An 18748-nucleotide genomic window follows, 5' to 3' on the forward strand; every position below is an offset into this window, starting at 1 on the left:
AAATTCCTTCATATTATTTATCTGTTATACATAATAATCCTAATTCTTTTAAAATATTTTTATTAATAAAATTAGGAGATTGAGTCATTAAACATGCTCCAGAAGTAGTTTTAGGAAAAGCAATTACATCACGAATATTATTTGTATTTGAAAGTAACATAACTAATCGATCTAATCCTAATGCAATACCTCTATGTGGAGGTGTACCAAATTTTAAAGCTTCTAAAAAAAAACCAAAATCTTTTTCTTGTATTTGTCTATTTATTTTTAAAATATCAAATATTATCTGCTGTATTTTATAATCATATATTCTTCCTGATCCACTACCAATTTCATATCCATTAATTACTATATCATATGAATCAGATATAATATTCTCTGGATTATTTTTTAAATCATTTATATTAAATTTTATTGGAGATGTAAAAGGATGATGCATTGGAATAAGTTTTCCTATCTTATCTTTTTTAAATAAAGGAAAATTAATAATCCATAATGGAAACCATGTATTTTTTTTTATTAGATTAAAATCTATAGACAATTTTTCTCTTAAAATACCCATAGAACTTAATGTTCCATTAATTTTTTCTGTTCCTAAAAAGATTAAATCATTATTATTAGCTTGATTACGTAAAATAATATTTTTTGACATTTGATCATTTATTAAAAATTTTGATTGATTATTTTTATTTAAAAAATTAATTAAATTATGATTTTTTACTTTTAAAATATTAAGATCATTAGTACCATATTTATTAATATATAATTTATAATTATTTAATATTTCATTATTTATATTTTTAATATATTTATTCTCAACACAAATTGATACTATTCTATTAAAAATATTATTAATTTTATTATTTTTTTTAATAAATAGATTTGTTAAATCTATTAATTTTAATGGATTTCTTAAATCAGGTTTATCTGTACCATAATTATTCATAGCATCATGAAAAGTTATTATGGAAAATTTTTTTAGTGTAATATTTATTATATTTTTCCATAAATAACATAACATTTTTTCTATTAAATTTTTAAAATCATCAAAATTTAAAAAAGAAACTTCTATATCAATTTGAGTAAATTCTGGTTGACGATCTGATCTTAAATCTTCATCACGAAAACATTTAGCAATTTGATAATAACGATCTAATCCAGCAATCATTAATAATTGTTTAAAAATTTGAGGAGATTGTGGTAATGCATAAAATTTTTTTTTATGTATACGACTAGGAACTAAATAATCTCTAGATCCTTCTGGAGTTGATTTTGTTAAAATTGGTGTTTCAATATTTAAAAATTTATGTTTTTCTAAAAAAGATCTAATAATACTTGTAATAATTGATCTATTTTTAATTATTTTTAACATTTTAAATTGTCTAAGATCTATATATCTATATTTTAATCTAATTTCTTCTGTATTTAAAATATTATTATTAATAGGTAATGATTTTGATTTATTTATAATAAATAAATTAGATGCTATTATTTCTATTTTTCCTGTTGGTAAATTTAAATTTTTATTTATTCTTTTTACTACTTTACCTATTATTTTAACACAAAAATCATTACGTAATGTTGAAGCTAATTTAAAAATTGTTTTATTTGAAGATGTAAAAATAATTTGTATAATTCCTTCTCGATCTCTTAAATTAATGAAGATTAATTTACCTAAATTTATATAATTATCTATCCAACCATAAAGTATTATTTCTTGATTTATATGTGTTGTATTAATTTCTCCACAATAAATTCTATTTTTCATAAAAAACACCTATTATTTAAATTTTTATAAAATATTTTTATATTAACATTAATTAATATTAATTAATGTTAATATAAAAATATTTTATAAAAACATTTATAAAAAGTATAAATAATTATTTTTAAATAAAATGAAATATTTTCATATTAAATTAATTTGATATAATTAAAATTTTAATAATTTAATTAATTACAATGATAAAAAAAAAATATAATTTTGATAAATTTATTGATAGATCAAATAGTGACAGTTTAAAATGGAATAAATATAATAAAAATATTATTCCTTTATGGATAGCTGATAGTGATTTTTCTTGTCCACCATATATATTAAAAGCATTAAAAGAAAGAATTAACCATGGTATTCTAGGATATGGAATTTTTCCAAAAAATTTATCAAATATTATTATTGAAAGATTATGGAAAAATTATAAATGGAAAATTAATCCTGAATGGATTATATATATTAATGGAGTTGTTTGTGGATTACATTTAACTATAAGAACTTTTACTACTAATAAAAATTCTATAATCATCCCTATTCCTATATATCCTCCATTTATATATGCAACTAATTTAGCTAAAAGATTTACAAAATATATAAAATTAATACAAATAAATAATAGATTAGTTATAGATTATAATTATTTAAATAGAAATATGAATGGTAATGAAAAATTAATAATGTTATGTAATCCACATAATCCAGTAGGAACATCGTATAAATATCATGAATTAGAAAAAATTTTAGAATTTGTTAAAAAATATAATTTAATTGTTTGTTCTGATGAAATACATTGTGATTTAATTTTAGAAAAACATATACAACATATACCATTTGCATCTCTTAATAATGATGCTGCACAATGTACTATAACTCTTATGTCTCCATCTAAATCATTTAATATATCAGGATTAAATTTTGCAATAGCTATTATTCCTAATAAAAAATTACGTGATAAATTTAATTTATTTAAACAAGGAATTAATCCTAATATAGATATATTATCATGTATTGCAGCAGAATCTGCATGGAAAAATGGTAATGATTGGTTAAATAACCAAATTGAATATTTAAAAATTAATCGTGATCTTTTATTTTATACAATAAATAAACTTCCTTATGTAAGTATGTTAAAACCAGAAGCTACATATCTTGGTTGGATTAATTGCTCTCAAATGAAAATTTCAAATCCAACATTATTTTTTGAAAAATATGGTATAGGATTATCTTCAGGAAAAGATTTTGGAGATGAAAATTTTATTAGGTTTAATTTTGCTTGTACTCATGATATATTAAAAAAGGCGTTAAAAAGAATAGAATATGCAATTAATCAATTATAAAAAATTTATTTAATTAGGTAAAATGAATGAATATTCAAACAATTCTTTCAGAAAATATTCAGGATGCAATGTTAAAATCAGGTATTCCATTAAAATATAATGTAATATTACGCCAATGTAAAAAAATAAAATTTGGACATTATCAAGTAAATGGCATTATATCAGCTGCTATAAAATTAGGTCAAAACCCTAAAAAATTAGCAGAAAAAGTAATACAAAATATGAATTTAAAACATGTAATAAAAAAAATAGAAATATCACATTTAGGATTTATTAATATTTTTATTAAAGATAAATGGATATCTAAACAAATAAATTTATTATTAAATACTCCTAAATTAGGTATTTTAAATGAAATAAAAGTTAAAAATATTATAATAGATTATTCAAGCCCTAATATTGCAAAGGAAATGCATGTTGGACATTTAAGATCTACAATTATAGGAGATTCAGTTGTACGTATATTAATTTTTTTAGGACATAATGTAATAAAAGTTAATCATATAGGTGATTGGGGTACACAATTTGGAATGTTAATTGCATTTTTAGAATTTAAACAACATAAAGAAAAAAAAATATTTTTATCTGATTTAAATGAATTTTATAAAGAAGCACAAATTAAATATAATAACAATAAACATTTTGCTGAAAAATCTAGAAAATATGTTGTAAAATTACAAAATAATGATCCATGTTGTTTAAAAATATGGAAAAAATTTGTTCAAATTACTATGAATTATAATTATATGTTATATAAAAAACTTAATGTTTCATTAACTTCAAAAGATACTTTTGGTGAAAGTACATATAATCATATGCTACCTAAAATAATTTTAGATTTAAAAAATAAAGGTTTAGCTATTAATAGTAATGGTGCAATTGTTGTTCCTATAAAAAAAATAAAAAATAAAAATGGAACTACAATGGCAATTATTATACAAAAAAAAGATGGAGGATATCTTTATGCAACTACTGATATTGCTTGTATAAAATATCGTTGTAAAATATTAAAAGCTGATCGTATCATATATTATGTAGATGCAAGACAAAGTCAATATTTAAAACAAATATTTTTAATAGCAAAAAAAGCTAATTATGTTCCTTTACATGTAAAATTAGAACATCATATGTTTGGAATGATATTAGATAATAATAATAAACCATTTAAAACACGTACAGGAGAAAATATAAAATTAAATAATTTAATAGAAGAATCTATAATAAGATCAAAAAAAGTAATTTTACAAAAAAATCCTATGATTAAAAAAAATGAATTAGATAATTTATCTTCTGTAATAGGTATTGCAGCAATTAAATATTCTGAATTATCTAAAAATAGAATAACTAATTATGTGTTTAATTGGGATGATATGCTTTCTTTAAATGGAAATACAGCACCTTATATCCAATATGCTTATGTAAGAGCAAAATCAATATTAATAAAATCAAAAATTAATTTTAATAATTTTTTAAATTATGAAATAACATTCTCTAATAATTATGAAATTAATTTAGCTATTACTTTTTTAGAGTTTGAAGAAATAATTTTAAAAGTGGCTAAAAATGGTACTCCACACATATTATGTAATTGGTTATATAAAATTACTACATTATTTTCTAATTTTTATGAAAATTGTAACATATTAAATATAAATAATAATTTAATTAAAATGAGTAGATTAACAATAGTATTTACTACTACTAAATTTTTAAAAAAAGGATTAAATCTTTTAGGTATTAAAACAATTAATAAAATGTAAAATAATTTAAATTAAATAATTTATATATTTAATTAATATAAAATAATAGATATTATCATGTATAAAAAAAAAGTAATAATTGCTATTTCTGGTGGTGTTGATTCTTCAGTATCTGCTTGGTTATTAAAAAATCAAAATTATCAAGTAGAAGGATTATTTATGAAAAATTGGGAAGAAGATGATACTAAAAATTGTAATATTAAAAAAGATTTATATGATGCAGAAACAATTTGTAATCAATTAAATATTTATTTACATAAAATTAATTTTTCTTTTGAATATTGGGAATATGTTTTTAAAAATTTTCTTTATGAATATAAAATAGGTAATACTCCAAATCCTGATGTTTTATGTAATAAAATAATAAAATTTAAGTATTTTATGAATTTTGCTTTAAAAAATTTAGGTGCGGACTTTATAAGTACAGGACATTATGTTAGATGTAAAAAAATTAAACATCAATTTCATTTATTAAAAGGAATTGATAAAAATAAAGATCAAAGTTATTTTTTATATACAATTAAAGAAAAACAATTAACAAAAATTTTATTTCCAATAGGATATTTAAATAAAATTGAAGTTCGTAAAATAGCAGAAAAATTAAATTTTATAAATGCAAAAAAAAAAGATTCTACAGGAATATGTTTTATAGGTGAAAAAAAATTTCCAGAATTTTTAAATAAATATTTATCTACAAAAGAAGGAAATATTATTAATCTTAATGGAAAAATTATTGGAAAACATAAAGGATTAATACATTATACATTAGGACAACGTAAAAGAATAGGAATAGGAGGTATATTAAATAATAATAATTCTGATCCATGGTATGTTATTAAGAAAGATATGAAAAAAAATATTTTAATTGTAGCTCAAGGAAAAAATAATCCTTATTTATTTTCTATTGGATTAATAGCAAAAAATATTACTTGGATTAATTATCCATTTAAAATACCAAAAATTTGTTCTATTAAAACTAGATATAGACAAAAAGAAATATGTTGTAAAATAAAATTATTAAGTAATAATAAAATTAAAGTTTTATTTAATAATCCAATATCTAGTATTACTCCTGGACAATCAGCTGTTTTTTATTCTGGATCTATTTGTTTAGGTGGAGGAATAATAGAAAAAAAAATTTCATATATGAATAATAATATAATTGATTAATTCAAAGGTTTTATATAAATGAAATTATTTCATCTTACTGCTTTATCTCCTTTAGATGGTAGATATCATAATGATTTAGTTTTTTTAAAAGATATTTTTAGTGAATATAGTTTAATGAAATTTAGATTAAAAATTGAAATTAATTGGTTAAAATTTCTTTCCCAAAATTCTAATATTAAAGAAATATCTAAATTTTCTATAGAAGAAACAAATTTTTTAAATAAAATTATTACTAATTTTAATGAATATGATGCTCTTGCAATAAAAAAAATAGAATATGATATAAATCATGATGTTAAAGCAATAGAATATTTTTTAAAAAGTAAAATAAAAAAACATGATTCATTAAAAAAAATATCAGAATTTGTTCATTTTGCATGTACATCAGAAGATATTAATAATTTATCATATGCAATAATGTTAAATATATCAAAAAATAATATTTTATCTATATGGATAAAAGTTATGTCCACTATAAAAAAATTAGCATTAAAATATAGTAATGTTACTATGTTATCTCATACACATGGACAACCAGCAACTCCATCTACTATTGGTAAAGAAATGATTAATTATGTATATCGTATAAAAACACAAATTAATCAATTTAAAAAAATAAATATTTTAGGTAAAATTAATGGTGCTGTAGGTAATTATAATGCTCATAAAACAGCATATCCTAATATTAATTGGCATAAATTAAGTAAAAATTTTGTTGAATCATTAAAAATTACTTGGAATCCTTATACTACTCAAATAGAACCTCATGACTATATTGCTGAAATATTTCATTGTATGATACGTTTTAATAATATTCTTATTGATTTTAATAGAGATATTTGGGGATATATATCATTAAAATATTTCGATCAAAAATTTTATAAAAAACATATTGGTTCATCAACAATGCCTCATAAAATAAATCCTATTTTATTTGAAAAATCAGAAGGAAATTTAGGAATGGCTAATGCAATTATGCAACATATGGCAAATAAATTACCTATTTCTAGATGGCAAAGAGATTTAACAGATTCTACTGTTATGAGAAATATTGGTGTAGCTATAGGTTATTCAATAATATCATATATTAGTACAATAAAAGGTATTAAACAATTAAAAATAAATAAAAAATTTCTAAAACAAGCATTAGAAGAAAATTGGCAAGTAATTGGTGAAGCAATCCAAACTATTATGAAAAAATATAATATTAAAAACGCATATGAAAAAATAAAAAAACTAACTCAAGGAAAAAATATTTCATTACAAAATATACATGATTTTATTGATAAATTAAATATACCTAATAAAGAAAAATTATTTTTGAAAAACATTACTCCTAATAATTATATCGGTTATGCTATAGAATTAACAAATAATTTTAATAAATTTATAACTTAAAAATTAAATTTATATTTTAGTTTTTAAGTTATAAATATATTTAATAAAATAATTTATTTAATCATATTAGTTAGAGTTCATTCATGAGAAAAAATATTAAAGAAGTATTAGTTACTCTTAATAATATTAGTAAATCTTTTTTTGGTAAAAAAGTTCTTTCTAATTTTTGTTTAACAATACATAATGGTGAATTTATTACTTTATTAGGACCATCAGGTTGTGGTAAAACAACAATTTTAAGATTAATAGCTGGATTAGAAAAAGTTGATAGTGGTTCTATTATGTTAGATCAAAAAATAATTACTAATACTCCAGCAGAACATAGACAAACTAATACTGTTTTTCAAAGTTATGCTTTATTTCCTCATATGTCTGTATTTGATAATATTGCTTTTGGATTAAAAATGCAAAAAAAACCATATAAAGAAATATTATCTAGTGTAAAAAATATTTTAAATATGGTTCAATTACAAAATTTTGCAAATAGAAAACCTCATGAATTATCTGGGGGACAACAACAAAGAGTAGCTATTGCTAGAGCTGTTATTAATAAACCTAGAATTTTGCTTCTAGATGAATCATTATCAGCTTTAGATTATAGATTAAGAAAAAAAATGCAAAATGAATTAAAAATATTACAAAGAAAATTAGGAATTACTTTTGTATTTGTGACTCATAATCAAGAAGAAGCATTAACAATATCGGACCGTATTATTGTATTACGTAATGGTAAAATAGAACAAGATGGTACTCCTAGAGAAATATATGAAGAACCAAAAAATTTATTTATTGCTAAATTTATAGGCGATATAAATATATTTAATGCTACTATTATAAAAAAATTAAATAATGCACAAGTAATAGCTGATTTAGAAGGTTATTTATGTAATATAAAAGTTCCATTTCCTATTATTCCAGGAGAAAAAATACATGTTTTATTAAGACCAGAAGATTTAAGAATTAAAGAAATAAATAATAATAAATATAATGGTTTAATTGGATATGTTAAAGATCAAAGTTATAAAGGTATGACATTAGAATCTACTTTAGAACTTGAAAATGGTAAAATAATTACTGTAAGTGAATTTTTTAATGAAGATGATCCTAATTTTGATCATTCTATTAACCAAAAAATGATAATTAATTGGGTTGAAACATGGGAGGTAGTATTACCTTATGAAGAAAATAACTAAATATTCTAGAAAAATAATAATTTTAATAGTAATAAGTTGGTTATTATTATTTATTTTCCTTCCAAATTTAATAATAATTATTATTAGTTTTTTAACAAAAGATGATAGTAATTTTATTAAATTTAATTTAACTTTGCATAATTATAAACTAATACTAGATGCATTATATCTAAATATATTTATTTATTCTTTATATATATCCTTAATAACAACATTAATTTGTCTTATTATTGGATTTTTATTTTCATGGTGTCTTATTAAAATATCTCATCATTATAGATCTTTAATGTTATTTTTTTTATTTTTACCTTTTTGGATTAATTCATTAATTAGGATTTTTTGTTTAAAAAGTTTTTTTAGTATAAATGGTTATTTTAATAATATTCTTCTTTATTTAAAATTAATTAATCATCCTATACATATTATATATACATCTTTTGCTGTTATTTTAGGATTAGTATATATTCTATTACCTTTTATGATTATACCAATATATTCTAGTTTAGAAAAATTAGATATGTTTTGTATAGAAGCAGCTAAAGATTTAGGAGCTAAATCTTGGAAAATTTTTATTTATATAATATTACCATTAACATTTCCAGGAATTATTTCAGGATGTTTACTAGTTTTTTTACCTGCTATGGGAATGTTTTATATTTCAGATTTAATGGGAGGATCTAAAAATTTATTAATAGGTAATATTATAAAAAATCAATTTCTTAATATAAGAGATTGGCCGTTAGGTGCTACTTTAAGTAATATAGTAATATTAATTACGGGAATATTTTTAATATTATATTATAAATTAATAAAATTTTTTAATAAAAAGGAATTTTAAAATAATGTTTAAATATTTATTACGTAATATTTTTATAATTTTAGTATATAGTTGGTTTTATATTCCTATAATTATTCTTATAATAAATTCTTTTAATTTATCTATTTTTGGAAATCAATGGCAGGGATTTAGTATTAAATGGTATTATTCTATTATAAATAATCATTTTTTATTAGAAGCAACATATCATTCATTAATAATTGCTATAATTACTGCAACATGTGCAACAATAATGGGTTTTTTAACTGCTATTACTTTATATTATTGTAATGTATATTTTAAATCTTTTATTAGTATTTTATTATTTATAGTAATTGTATCTCCTGATATTATTATGGCAATTTCTTTATTATTATTATTTATATTATTTAATTTTACATTAGGATTTTGGACATTATTAGTTTCTCATATCACTTTTTGTCTTCCATATGTTGTTATTACAGTACATTCTAGATTAAAAAATTTTGATAGTCGTATTTTAGATGCGGCTAAAGATTTAGGAGCTAGTGATAGTGTTATTATAATAAAAATTATATTACCATTAATATTACCTACAATATTATCTAGTTGGTTATTAAGTTTTGCTTTATCTATGGATGATATAACAATATCAACATTTGTAACTGGACCTACATACGAAATATTACCATTAAAAATTTATTCTATGGTTAAAATAGGTATTTCTCCTGAAATTAATGCTTTAGCTACTATATTAATTATGATTTCTTTATTATTAGTTTTATCTAGTAGAATTATTCTAAATAATTTTTATAAAAATTATTATCAAATTAATTATTTTAAAAAAAAATCTAATAAATAATTTATAATTAAATTATTTATTTCAATATTAAAAAATATTTTATTAATTTAATTAAATAAGTTTTAAATAAAAATAATATTTATATAAAAAATTAATTTTGACATACAGAACAAAAAAAAGTACTTCTATTTCTTTGAATTATTTTAACAATTTTTGTTTTACATATTTTACATAATTTATTATTTCTTCCATATACAAATATAAATTTATTAAAAGATCCTTTTTTATTATAAGGATTTATGTAATTACATATTGAAGTACCTCCATTTATTATGGATTTATATAATATATATTTAATATTTTTAATTAAAATATCTATTTCTATAAAAGTTAAAGTATTAGATTTTCTATAAGGTAATATTTTTGAAATGAATAATGATTCATTCGAATATATATTTCCAATACCTACAACTATTTCATTCATCATTAATAATACTTTTATAGGTATTTTTTTTTTCTGAGTAATTTTATATAAATATATTTTATTAAATTCATTTGAAAGAGGTTCAAGGCCTAATTTTTTTAAAAAAATATTTTCTTTATAATTTTTATTACACCATATCCAAAATCCAAACCTTCTAACATCTGAATAACGTAATATAATATTATTATTAATTATTAAATCTATATGATCATGTTTAAATATTTTTATATTTTTTTTATTAATTATTAATAAATTTCCTGTCATTCCTAAATGAATAATAATTGAATTATTTTGTAATAAAAATATTATATATCTTCCACGACGTTTTATATCTATAATTTTTTGATTGCTAATATTAATTATTTCTTTTGGTATTAAATATTTTAATTTTATATTTCTTACTATAGAATAATTAATAATGTAACCCTTTAAATAAGGTAAAATTATATTTTTAATAACTTCTATTTCTGGTAGTTCAGGCATTTAAAATCAACAAATTTATTTACCAATACAAAATTTAGAAAAAATACTTTCTAATAAATCTTTAGATGTAAATTTTCCAGTTATATTATCAAGTTCCATTTGAGCTAATCTTAAATTCTCTGATAATAATTCAATTGGAGAATTAACAGATGAAAATATTAACTGTCCTTCTTTAATATATTTAAATACTGATTTTAATATATCAATATGTCTTTCTCTTGCAGTAAAAATATCTTCAGTATTATGAGTATAAGTAATATTTTTTTTAATATAATCTATTAATATAGGAATACCTTCTTTAGTTTTAACTGATAATTTAATGGTAACAAATTTATCTTTTGTTATAATTTCTGGATTATTACATGTTAAATCTATTTTATTTCTAATAATAATTATTGGTATTTTTTTCTTAAAATGAATTAAATAATTATTTATAATTTTGGATAAATTATTATTAGTTATATTATCATTTACTATTAAAAATAAATAATTTGTTTTATTAATTTCATTAATAGTTTTTTTTATTCCAATGTTTTCAATTTGATTATTAGTTTTTCTAATTCCAGCTGTATCAATAATTTGTATTGGAACAGAATTTATATAAATTTTTTCATATAAAATATCTCTAGTAGTACCAGGAATATCAGTAATAATAGATACTTCTCTTTCAGAGAGTAAATTCATTAAACTAGATTTTCCAGAATTAGGTGGACCTATTAAAATAATTTTTATTCCTTCTCTAAGATTTATTCCATTATTAACATATTTTATTATATTTGATAAATTATTTAATAATTTTTCTAATTGAATTAAAATATCTTTTTTAAAAAATTTTATTTTATTTTCTTCAAATTCAACAAAAGATTCAATATTAGTTCTAAGATTAATAATGGTTATTTGAAGTTTATTTAATAATAATGAAAATTTTCCATTAAGTAAATTCATCGCAGAAAAAACAGCTGCTTTAGAATTAGCTGAAATTAAATCACTAATTGCTTCTGCTTGAGTTAAATCTATTTTTTTATTTAAAAAAGCTCTTTCTGTAAATTCTCCAGGTTTTGCAATTCTAATACCAGGAATAGTTATAATATGATTAATTAATAAGTCTAATACTATAGGACCACCATGACATTGTAATTCAAAAACATCTTCTCCTGTAAAAGAATTAGGTTTTGGAAACCATAGTGCTATTCCTTTATCTATTATATTTTTTTTATAAAAAAAAGGTAAATAATATGCATATCTAGGTTTCATATAAGATTTATGTAATATATTTTTTATTACATCTCTAGAATATTTTCCTGATATTCTTATAATTCCTATACTACCAATTCCTAAAGGAGTTGCTCTTGCAACTATTGTTGTTATATTTTGCATAATATACCAAATTAATATTTTTTATTTATATTTAGAATAAATAATTTTTTGTTGTATTATTGTTAATATATTACTTATTATATAATATAAAACTAAACCTGCAGGAAACCATAAAAAAAACAAACTAAAAAAAATTGGCATTACATTCATAATATTTTTTTGTACAGGATCATCATATGTATTTTTTGAAGTTTTTTGAATAAAATACATAGTAAGACTCATTATTATTGGTAATACATAATAAGGATCTTGGGATGATAAATCTTTAATCCAAAAAATAAATGGAGCATGACGTAATTCTACAGAATTAATTAACATATAATATAATGATAAAAATATTGGCATTTGTATAATAAAAGGCAAACATCCTCCTAAAGGATTTAATTTTTCTTTTTTATATAACTTTATTATTTCTTGATTTAAACGATTTTTATCATATGAATATTGTTTTTTTATTTTTTGTATTTTTGGTTGTAAAATACGCATTTTTGCAATAGTAATATATTGTGTTCTAGATAAAGGATACATCATAATTCTTACTATTAAAGTAATAATAATTATAGCGATTCCCCAATTACCTATCAAATTATATAATAAATTAAGTAATTTAAATAATGGTTTTGATAAAAACCATAATATTCCATAATCAACAGTAAAATCTAAAAAAGGAGCAATTTTTGCCATTTGTTCTTGAATTTTAGGACCTATCCAAAGAGTTGATGATAAAATTTTTTTATGTTTAGGTAAAATAATATTTGTAGATGATTTAAAATTAATACCTACTGTATTATTATCAATTTTTTTTGTATATATTATATTTTTTTTATTTTTAGGTAAAATCCAAGCAGAAACAAAATATTGTTGTAAAATAGCAATCCATCCTTGACTAGAAATCATATTAATATTTTTATTTACTAATATATCATTAAATGTATGTTTTTTATATTTATAATTTTCAGTTGAATAAGCTATTCCACGAAATGCTTTAATAGATAAACTATTATTTTTTGTGTCTAAATATTTTTGAGGGATGCTAATAGATTGTTTAATTTCACCAAATATACCTACTTCTATAGCTTTATTACTTTTATTAAAAAATTGATGTTCTATATTAATAGAAAAATTATTTCTTTTAAAAATAAAAATTTTAACATATAAAATGTTATTTTTTAAAAAAAATAATGGAACTTTTAATATATTTTTATTTTTTTTAAGTTGAAAAAAATTTTTATCTGTAAAAAAAATAGGATGAGTAAAATATTTTTCAAATGTTTTTTTATTTATTTGAAAAATACCACTATTTACTTGATAAGTATAATCTACATTATTATTTAATAAAGTAAATAATTTTTTAGAATTTAGTTTTTCTGAATAATTAATTAATTGAGCTTTACTAATATTACCTCCGTTAGGGTTAATAAATAATAAAAACTTATCTGTTTTTACCATAATGTTTTTATTATTAGATAAATTAATCTGTTTAAAATTATTTTTATCTTCTATATTATTACTAATATTTATATAGTTATTTAATTTTTGCCAATTATTCAAAAGAAAAAAACTAATTAAAATAAAAGTAATTATAATTATATTACGTTGTGAATCCATTATTTAATTTTCTCTATTATTTTTTAAATATAGTAATCATTTAATTAAATTTAAACATAAATTTATTATTTAATAATTAAATGATATTAATTAAAAAAATATATATATTTATATATTAATATAAACTCCATAATTTTTTTAAATATTTTTTAATATTAATATAATCAATGTTAATTATATTCTTATTTGTTAATATAACAATAAAATCTCTAATAGGAAATTTATATTGATTTAAACGAAAATATTCACGAATAATTCTTTTAATTTTATTTCTAATATATGCTTTATTTATATTTTTTTTAGGTATAATGATACCTAATCTTGAATATTGTAATATATTTTTTCTACTTAAAATAGTATAATATTTATTACTTTTTCTGTATGGATTTTTAAAAATAAAATCAAAATGATATTGCAATAAACGTTTTTTTTTACAAAAATTTAAATAACTCATTCTAAATTTTAAAATTTATTTTTTATTAGATACAGTTAAATGAATACGACCTTTATTACGACGTCTATTTATAATATGACGTCCATTTTTTGTTGACATTCTAACTCTAAATCCATGAGTTTTTTTTCTTTTTAATATGGATGGTTGAAAAGTACGTTTCATTGTAAAATTACCTAATTAAAATTATATTAAATTTTATTATTACATAAATAAAAATTTATTTATATAATTTAAATATAATTAATTATTTTAGTTTAAAATTAATAATTTGATTAATATAATCAAAATAATGTATAATAATTATATATTATTTAGGAAAAATTATTATAAATTTTTATAATTATAAAATAATATTTAACATAATTTTAAATAAAATTATTTATATAAACATGAAATATCTTATTATTAACAGAGAAAAATTAATTTTACCATTAAAAAATATAATAAGTATTATTACTAGTAGACCAATAATACCTATTATTAATAATATTTTAATAGAAGTTAATAATAATGATATTATATTTAAAAGTACTAATTTAGAAATAGAAATAACTACTTTTTTAAAAAATATAGAAAATAAATATAATTTCTCTATTACTATAGCAGGTAAAAAATTTTATAATATATGTAAAAGTTTTCCTATAAATTCTAATATAAATATATTAATTAATGATAATAATCAAGTAATAATTTCATCTAAAAAATGTAAATTTATTATGTCTACTTTACCTTCTATAAATTTTCCAACTATTGAATATTGGGAAGGTCAATTAGAATTTTTTTTAACAAATAAAATATTAAAAATGTTAATAGATGCAACATATTTTTCAATAGCTAATCAGGATGTTAGGCCATATTTAAATGGAATATTATTAAAAATTGAAAATAACATATTAAGTATGGTTTCTACTGATGGACATAGATTATCAGTTTGTAATATTTTAATAAATGAAATATTAATAAATTATTCAGTTATAATTCCTAAAAAAAGTATATTAGAATTATTACGTTTATTAAAAAATACTAATGATATAGTAAAAATTAAAATAAATAATAACAATATTAGTTTTAATTTAAAATATTTAAAATTTACATCCAAATTAATTGAAAATTCTTTTCCAGAATATATAAAAATTATACCAAAAATTTATTATAAAATAATTAAAATAGATAGAATCCTTTTAAAAAATGCTTTACTTAGTATTGCTATTTTAGTTAATGAAAGAACAAAAGGTGTTACATTATTATTTAATAAAAAATATTTAAAAATATTAGGAAGAAATATTGATAATGAACAAGCAGAAGATATTTTAAATATAGAAGAAGAATATAATAATACAAAAGATAATATAGAAATATCTTTAAATATTGAATATTTAATAGATGTATTAAATACATTAAAAAATAAATATATAAAAATTTCATTAATTGATTCATTTTCTAGTATAAAAATAGAAGATATTATTGAAAATAATAAAATTTATTTAATTATGCCAATGAGAATTTAATAATTTATATAATAATTAAAATTATAAAATTATTTTAAACATAAACGAGAGTTAGAATTGATAAATAATAATTATTATGATTCATCTAGTATAAAAATATTAAAAGGACTTGATGCAGTTAAAAAAAGACCAGGAATGTATATTGGAGATGTAGATGATGGTACAGGATTACATCATATGGTATTTGAAGTTGTAGATAATGCTATTGATGAATCTTTATCTGGTTATTGTAAACATATTAATATTATAATACATAACGATAATTCTATTTCTATTAAAGATGATGGTAGAGGTATTCCTACTGGTATTCATAAAGAAACAAATACATCAGCAGCAGAAGTAATTATGACTGTATTACATTCTGGAGGAAAATTTGATAATTTATCATATAAAATATCTGGTGGTTTACATGGAGTTGGTATTTCTGTAGTAAATGCATTATCTGAAAAATTAGAATTAATTATTAAAAGAAATGGAAAATTATATAAACAATTATATTATAATGGTATTCCTCAATCTAAAATAAATATTATAGGAATAAGTGAAAATACTGGAACTCATATACGTTTTTGGCCCAGTAATAAAATTTTTACTAAAATTAAAAATTTTGATTATATTATCTTGTCTAACAGATTAAGAGAATTATCATTTTTAAATCCAGGAATTTCTATCTCTATTCATGATGAAAATAATAATAAACAAGATAATTTTTGTTATAAAGGAGGAATTAAAGCTTTTATAAAATATTTAAATATTAAAAAATCTATTCATAAAAAAGTTTTTTACTGTAATGAAAAAAAAGATAATATTAATATTGAAGTTGCTATGCAATGGAATAATTCTTTTAAAGAAAGGATATATTGTTTTACAAATAATATTCCTCAATGTGATGGTGGTTCTCATTTATCAGGTTTAAAAACATCTGTAACAAGAACTTTAAAATTATATATAGATAAAGAAGGTTATATAAAAAAAAATAAAATAAATACAATAGGTGAAGATACAAGAGAAGGATTAATAGCTATTATATCTATTAAAATTTCAGAACCAAAATTTTCTTCTCAAACAAAAGATAAACTTGTTTCTTCTGAAGTAAAGTCTGCTGTAGAATCTTGTATAAATGAACAATTAATGTTTTTTTTATTAGAAAATCCTATAGATGCAAAAAATATAGTGGAAAAAATAATTTATGCAGCAAAAGTAAGAGATGCTGCTAGAAAAACAAGAGAAATAACTCGTAATCAAAATTTTACAGAAATATCTAGACTTCCAGGAAAATTATCAGATTGTCAAGAAAATAATCCAAAGTTATCTGAAATTTATTTAGTTGAAGGAGATTCTGCTGGAGGTTCTGCTAAACAAGGAAGAAATAGAAAAAATCAAGCTATTTTACCTTTAAAAGGTAAAATTTTAAATGTAGAAAAAGCTAGATTTAGTAAAATTATATCTTCTCAAGAAATTATTACTTTAATTACAGCATTAGGATGTAATATTAATTCTGAAAATTATAATTTAGAAAAATTACGTTATCATAATATAATTATTATGACAGATGCTGATGTAGATGGAGCTCATATTAGAACTTTACTATTAACTTTTTTTTATCGTCAAATGCCAGAAATTATTGAAAAAGGTTATATTTATATAGCACAACCACCTTTATATAAAATTAAAAAAGGTAATAAAGAATCTTATATTAAAAATAATGAAGAAATGGAACATTTCCAATTAAATATAGCTTTAAATAAAGCAGTATTTTATTTTAAAAAAATAAAAGAAGAATTATCTGGAAATAAATTATTAAATTTAGTTCAAGAATATAATAATTTTAAAAAATCAACAAAATACTTCAAATCTCGTTTTACATTTAAAATATTACATTCTTTATTATATAATTTTAAATTAAAAACATTAGATTCTTATGAAAATGTTAATTTATGGTTAAATAATTTTATTCTATATTTAAATAATAAATTTAATAACGTTAAATATTCTGGTTATATTATAAAAAATTTAGCATTAAATATTTTTGAACCAGTAATTTATGAAAATAAATATGGTAATAAAAGTGAATATTTTTTAAATAAAGATTTTATTGATAGTTATCAATATCATAATATCTGTGTTTTAGGAAAAAAATTACATTTACTTAAAAAAAATCAAATTTATCTTGTGAAAAAAAATGAAAAATATAAATATATAACTTCTTTTGAAGATGGATTAAAATGGTTATTTGAAGAATCTAAAAAAAGTTTTACTATTCAAAGATATAAAGGATTAGGAGAAATGAATCCTAGTCAATTATGGGAAACAACAATGAATCCTTTAACTAGAAATATGTTAAAAGTTACTATAAAAGATGCAATTAGTGCAGATAAATTATTTTCTACATTAATGGGAGATGAAGTAGAACCAAGAAGATTATTTATTAAAAATAATGCTTTAAAAGCAATAAATATTGATATTTAAAATAATAAAGACATATATAAATATTAATAAATATACAGTAAAAAATTATTTTTATTTTTTTATAAAATAGCAGAAACAGTTAATATGCAACTGCTATTATTTTTTAATAAAAATATTTATTTAGTCAAATTATTT

At 18.8% G+C, this 18748-nt stretch carries 15 protein-coding genes; 9 read left to right on the forward strand and 6 right to left on the reverse strand.

The genetic code is table 11. The annotated features are described in order from the left end of the window. Positions 1-13 precede the first annotated feature (13 nt). Complete coding sequence (aspS, locus tag GJT84_RS02305; RefSeq protein ID WP_168867314.1) at positions 14-1768, reverse strand: aspartate--tRNA ligase; 1755 nt, start codon at positions 1766-1768, stop codon at positions 14-16. Between the two features lie 194 nt (positions 1769-1962). On the opposite strand from aspS, the gene GJT84_RS02310 reads away from it, so the two are divergent. The 7 genes from GJT84_RS02310 to potC all read left to right on the forward strand — a co-directional run bounded on the left by GJT84_RS02310 (position 1963) and on the right by potC (position 10290). After that, positions 1963-3111, forward strand: coding sequence for a MalY/PatB family protein (locus GJT84_RS02310; RefSeq protein WP_168867315.1), 1149 nt, complete (start codon positions 1963-1965; stop codon positions 3109-3111). 26 nt (positions 3112-3137) lie between these two features. Then, positions 3138-4871 carry an arginine--tRNA ligase gene (gene argS, locus GJT84_RS02315; RefSeq protein ID WP_168867316.1) on the forward strand — a complete coding sequence of 578 codons (1734 nt, stop codon included), beginning with the start codon at positions 3138-3140 and terminating at the stop codon, positions 4869-4871. Between the two features lie 57 nt (positions 4872-4928). After that, entirely contained in the window at positions 4929-6041 is a 1113-nt protein-coding gene (gene mnmA, locus GJT84_RS02320) for a tRNA 2-thiouridine(34) synthase MnmA (RefSeq protein ID WP_168867317.1), read from the forward strand. Positions 6042-6059: 18 nt separating this feature from the next. Further along, the gene (gene purB / locus GJT84_RS02325) at positions 6060-7439 is read left to right on the forward strand and encodes an adenylosuccinate lyase (RefSeq protein WP_168867318.1); all 1380 of its coding nucleotides are present in this window, start codon (positions 6060-6062) and stop codon (positions 7437-7439) included. 83 nt (positions 7440-7522) lie between these two features. Then, a complete protein-coding gene (potA, locus tag GJT84_RS02330; RefSeq protein ID WP_168867319.1) occupies positions 7523-8632 on the forward strand; it encodes a spermidine/putrescine ABC transporter ATP-binding protein PotA in 1110 nt (369 codons plus the stop codon). Further along, positions 8616-9470, forward strand: coding sequence for a spermidine/putrescine ABC transporter permease PotB (potB, locus tag GJT84_RS02335; protein ID WP_168867320.1), 855 nt, complete (start codon positions 8616-8618; stop codon positions 9468-9470). Before potA ends, potB begins: the two co-directional genes overlap by 17 nt. A gap of 4 nt (positions 9471-9474) precedes the next feature. Next, the gene (gene potC / locus GJT84_RS02340) at positions 9475-10290 is read left to right on the forward strand and encodes a spermidine/putrescine ABC transporter permease PotC (protein WP_168867321.1); all 816 of its coding nucleotides are present in this window, start codon (positions 9475-9477) and stop codon (positions 10288-10290) included. A gap of 91 nt (positions 10291-10381) precedes the next feature. On the opposite strand, the gene mutM is transcribed toward potC, so the two are convergent. The 5 genes from mutM to rpmH form a co-directional block, all read right to left on the reverse strand. Continuing rightward, positions 10382-11197: a bifunctional DNA-formamidopyrimidine glycosylase/DNA-(apurinic or apyrimidinic site) lyase gene (mutM, locus tag GJT84_RS02345; RefSeq protein ID WP_168867322.1), complete on the reverse strand. Its 816-nt coding sequence runs from the start codon at positions 11195-11197 to the stop codon at positions 10382-10384. A 15-nt stretch (positions 11198-11212) separates the two neighbouring features. Further along, positions 11213-12574: a tRNA uridine-5-carboxymethylaminomethyl(34) synthesis GTPase MnmE gene (gene mnmE, locus GJT84_RS02350; RefSeq protein ID WP_168867323.1), complete on the reverse strand. Its 1362-nt coding sequence runs from the start codon at positions 12572-12574 to the stop codon at positions 11213-11215. A 21-nt stretch (positions 12575-12595) separates the two neighbouring features. After that, positions 12596-14182, reverse strand: a complete 1587-nt coding sequence (gene yidC / locus GJT84_RS02355; protein WP_168867324.1) for a membrane protein insertase YidC — start codon at positions 14180-14182, stop codon at positions 12596-12598. Positions 14183-14297: 115 nt separating this feature from the next. Further along, positions 14298-14636 carry a ribonuclease P protein component gene (gene rnpA / locus GJT84_RS02360; protein ID WP_168867325.1) on the reverse strand — a complete coding sequence of 113 codons (339 nt, stop codon included), beginning with the start codon at positions 14634-14636 and terminating at the stop codon, positions 14298-14300. Positions 14637-14651: 15 nt separating this feature from the next. Continuing rightward, positions 14652-14798, reverse strand: a complete 147-nt coding sequence (gene rpmH, locus GJT84_RS02365) for a 50S ribosomal protein L34 (protein WP_168867326.1) — start codon at positions 14796-14798, stop codon at positions 14652-14654. Between the two features lie 227 nt (positions 14799-15025). Between rpmH and dnaN the strand changes: the two genes are divergently transcribed. Next, positions 15026-16144, forward strand: coding sequence for a DNA polymerase III subunit beta (gene dnaN, locus GJT84_RS02370; RefSeq protein ID WP_168867327.1), 1119 nt, complete (start codon positions 15026-15028; stop codon positions 16142-16144). Between the two features lie 60 nt (positions 16145-16204). Next, positions 16205-18613, forward strand: a complete 2409-nt coding sequence (gyrB, locus tag GJT84_RS02375) for a DNA topoisomerase (ATP-hydrolyzing) subunit B (RefSeq protein ID WP_168867370.1) — start codon at positions 16205-16207, stop codon at positions 18611-18613. The last annotated feature ends 135 nt before the right edge of the window (positions 18614-18748 follow it).

Origin of the sequence: Enterobacteriaceae endosymbiont of Plateumaris sericea, assembly GCF_012562605.1 — a bacterium.
GTDB lineage: Bacteria > Pseudomonadota > Gammaproteobacteria > Enterobacterales > Enterobacteriaceae.

Bases quoted from the DNA above. Each gene is read 5' to 3' on its own strand.
- aspS (WP_168867314.1), bottom strand. From the start codon at position 1,768: ATGAAAAATAGAATTTATTGTGGAGAAATTAATACAACACATATAAAT.
- GJT84_RS02310 (WP_168867315.1), top strand. From the start codon at position 1,963: ATGATAAAAAAAAAATATAATTTTGATAAATTTATTGATAGATCAAAT.
- argS (WP_168867316.1), top strand. From the start codon at position 3,138: ATGAATATTCAAACAATTCTTTCAGAAAATATTCAGGATGCAATGTTA.
- mnmA (WP_168867317.1), top strand. From the start codon at position 4,929: ATGTATAAAAAAAAAGTAATAATTGCTATTTCTGGTGGTGTTGATTCT.
- purB (WP_168867318.1), top strand. From the start codon at position 6,060: ATGAAATTATTTCATCTTACTGCTTTATCTCCTTTAGATGGTAGATAT.
- potA (WP_168867319.1), top strand. From the start codon at position 7,523: ATGAGAAAAAATATTAAAGAAGTATTAGTTACTCTTAATAATATTAGT.
- potB (WP_168867320.1), top strand. From the start codon at position 8,616: ATGAAGAAAATAACTAAATATTCTAGAAAAATAATAATTTTAATAGTA.
- potC (WP_168867321.1), top strand. From the start codon at position 9,475: ATGTTTAAATATTTATTACGTAATATTTTTATAATTTTAGTATATAGT.
- mutM (WP_168867322.1), bottom strand. From the start codon at position 11,197: ATGCCTGAACTACCAGAAATAGAAGTTATTAAAAATATAATTTTACCT.
- mnmE (WP_168867323.1), bottom strand. From the start codon at position 12,574: ATGCAAAATATAACAACAATAGTTGCAAGAGCAACTCCTTTAGGAATT.
- yidC (WP_168867324.1), bottom strand. From the start codon at position 14,182: ATGGATTCACAACGTAATATAATTATAATTACTTTTATTTTAATTAGT.
- rnpA (WP_168867325.1), bottom strand. From the start codon at position 14,636: ATGAGTTATTTAAATTTTTGTAAAAAAAAACGTTTATTGCAATATCAT.
- rpmH (WP_168867326.1), bottom strand. From the start codon at position 14,798: ATGAAACGTACTTTTCAACCATCCATATTAAAAAGAAAAAAAACTCAT.
- dnaN (WP_168867327.1), top strand. From the start codon at position 15,026: ATGAAATATCTTATTATTAACAGAGAAAAATTAATTTTACCATTAAAA.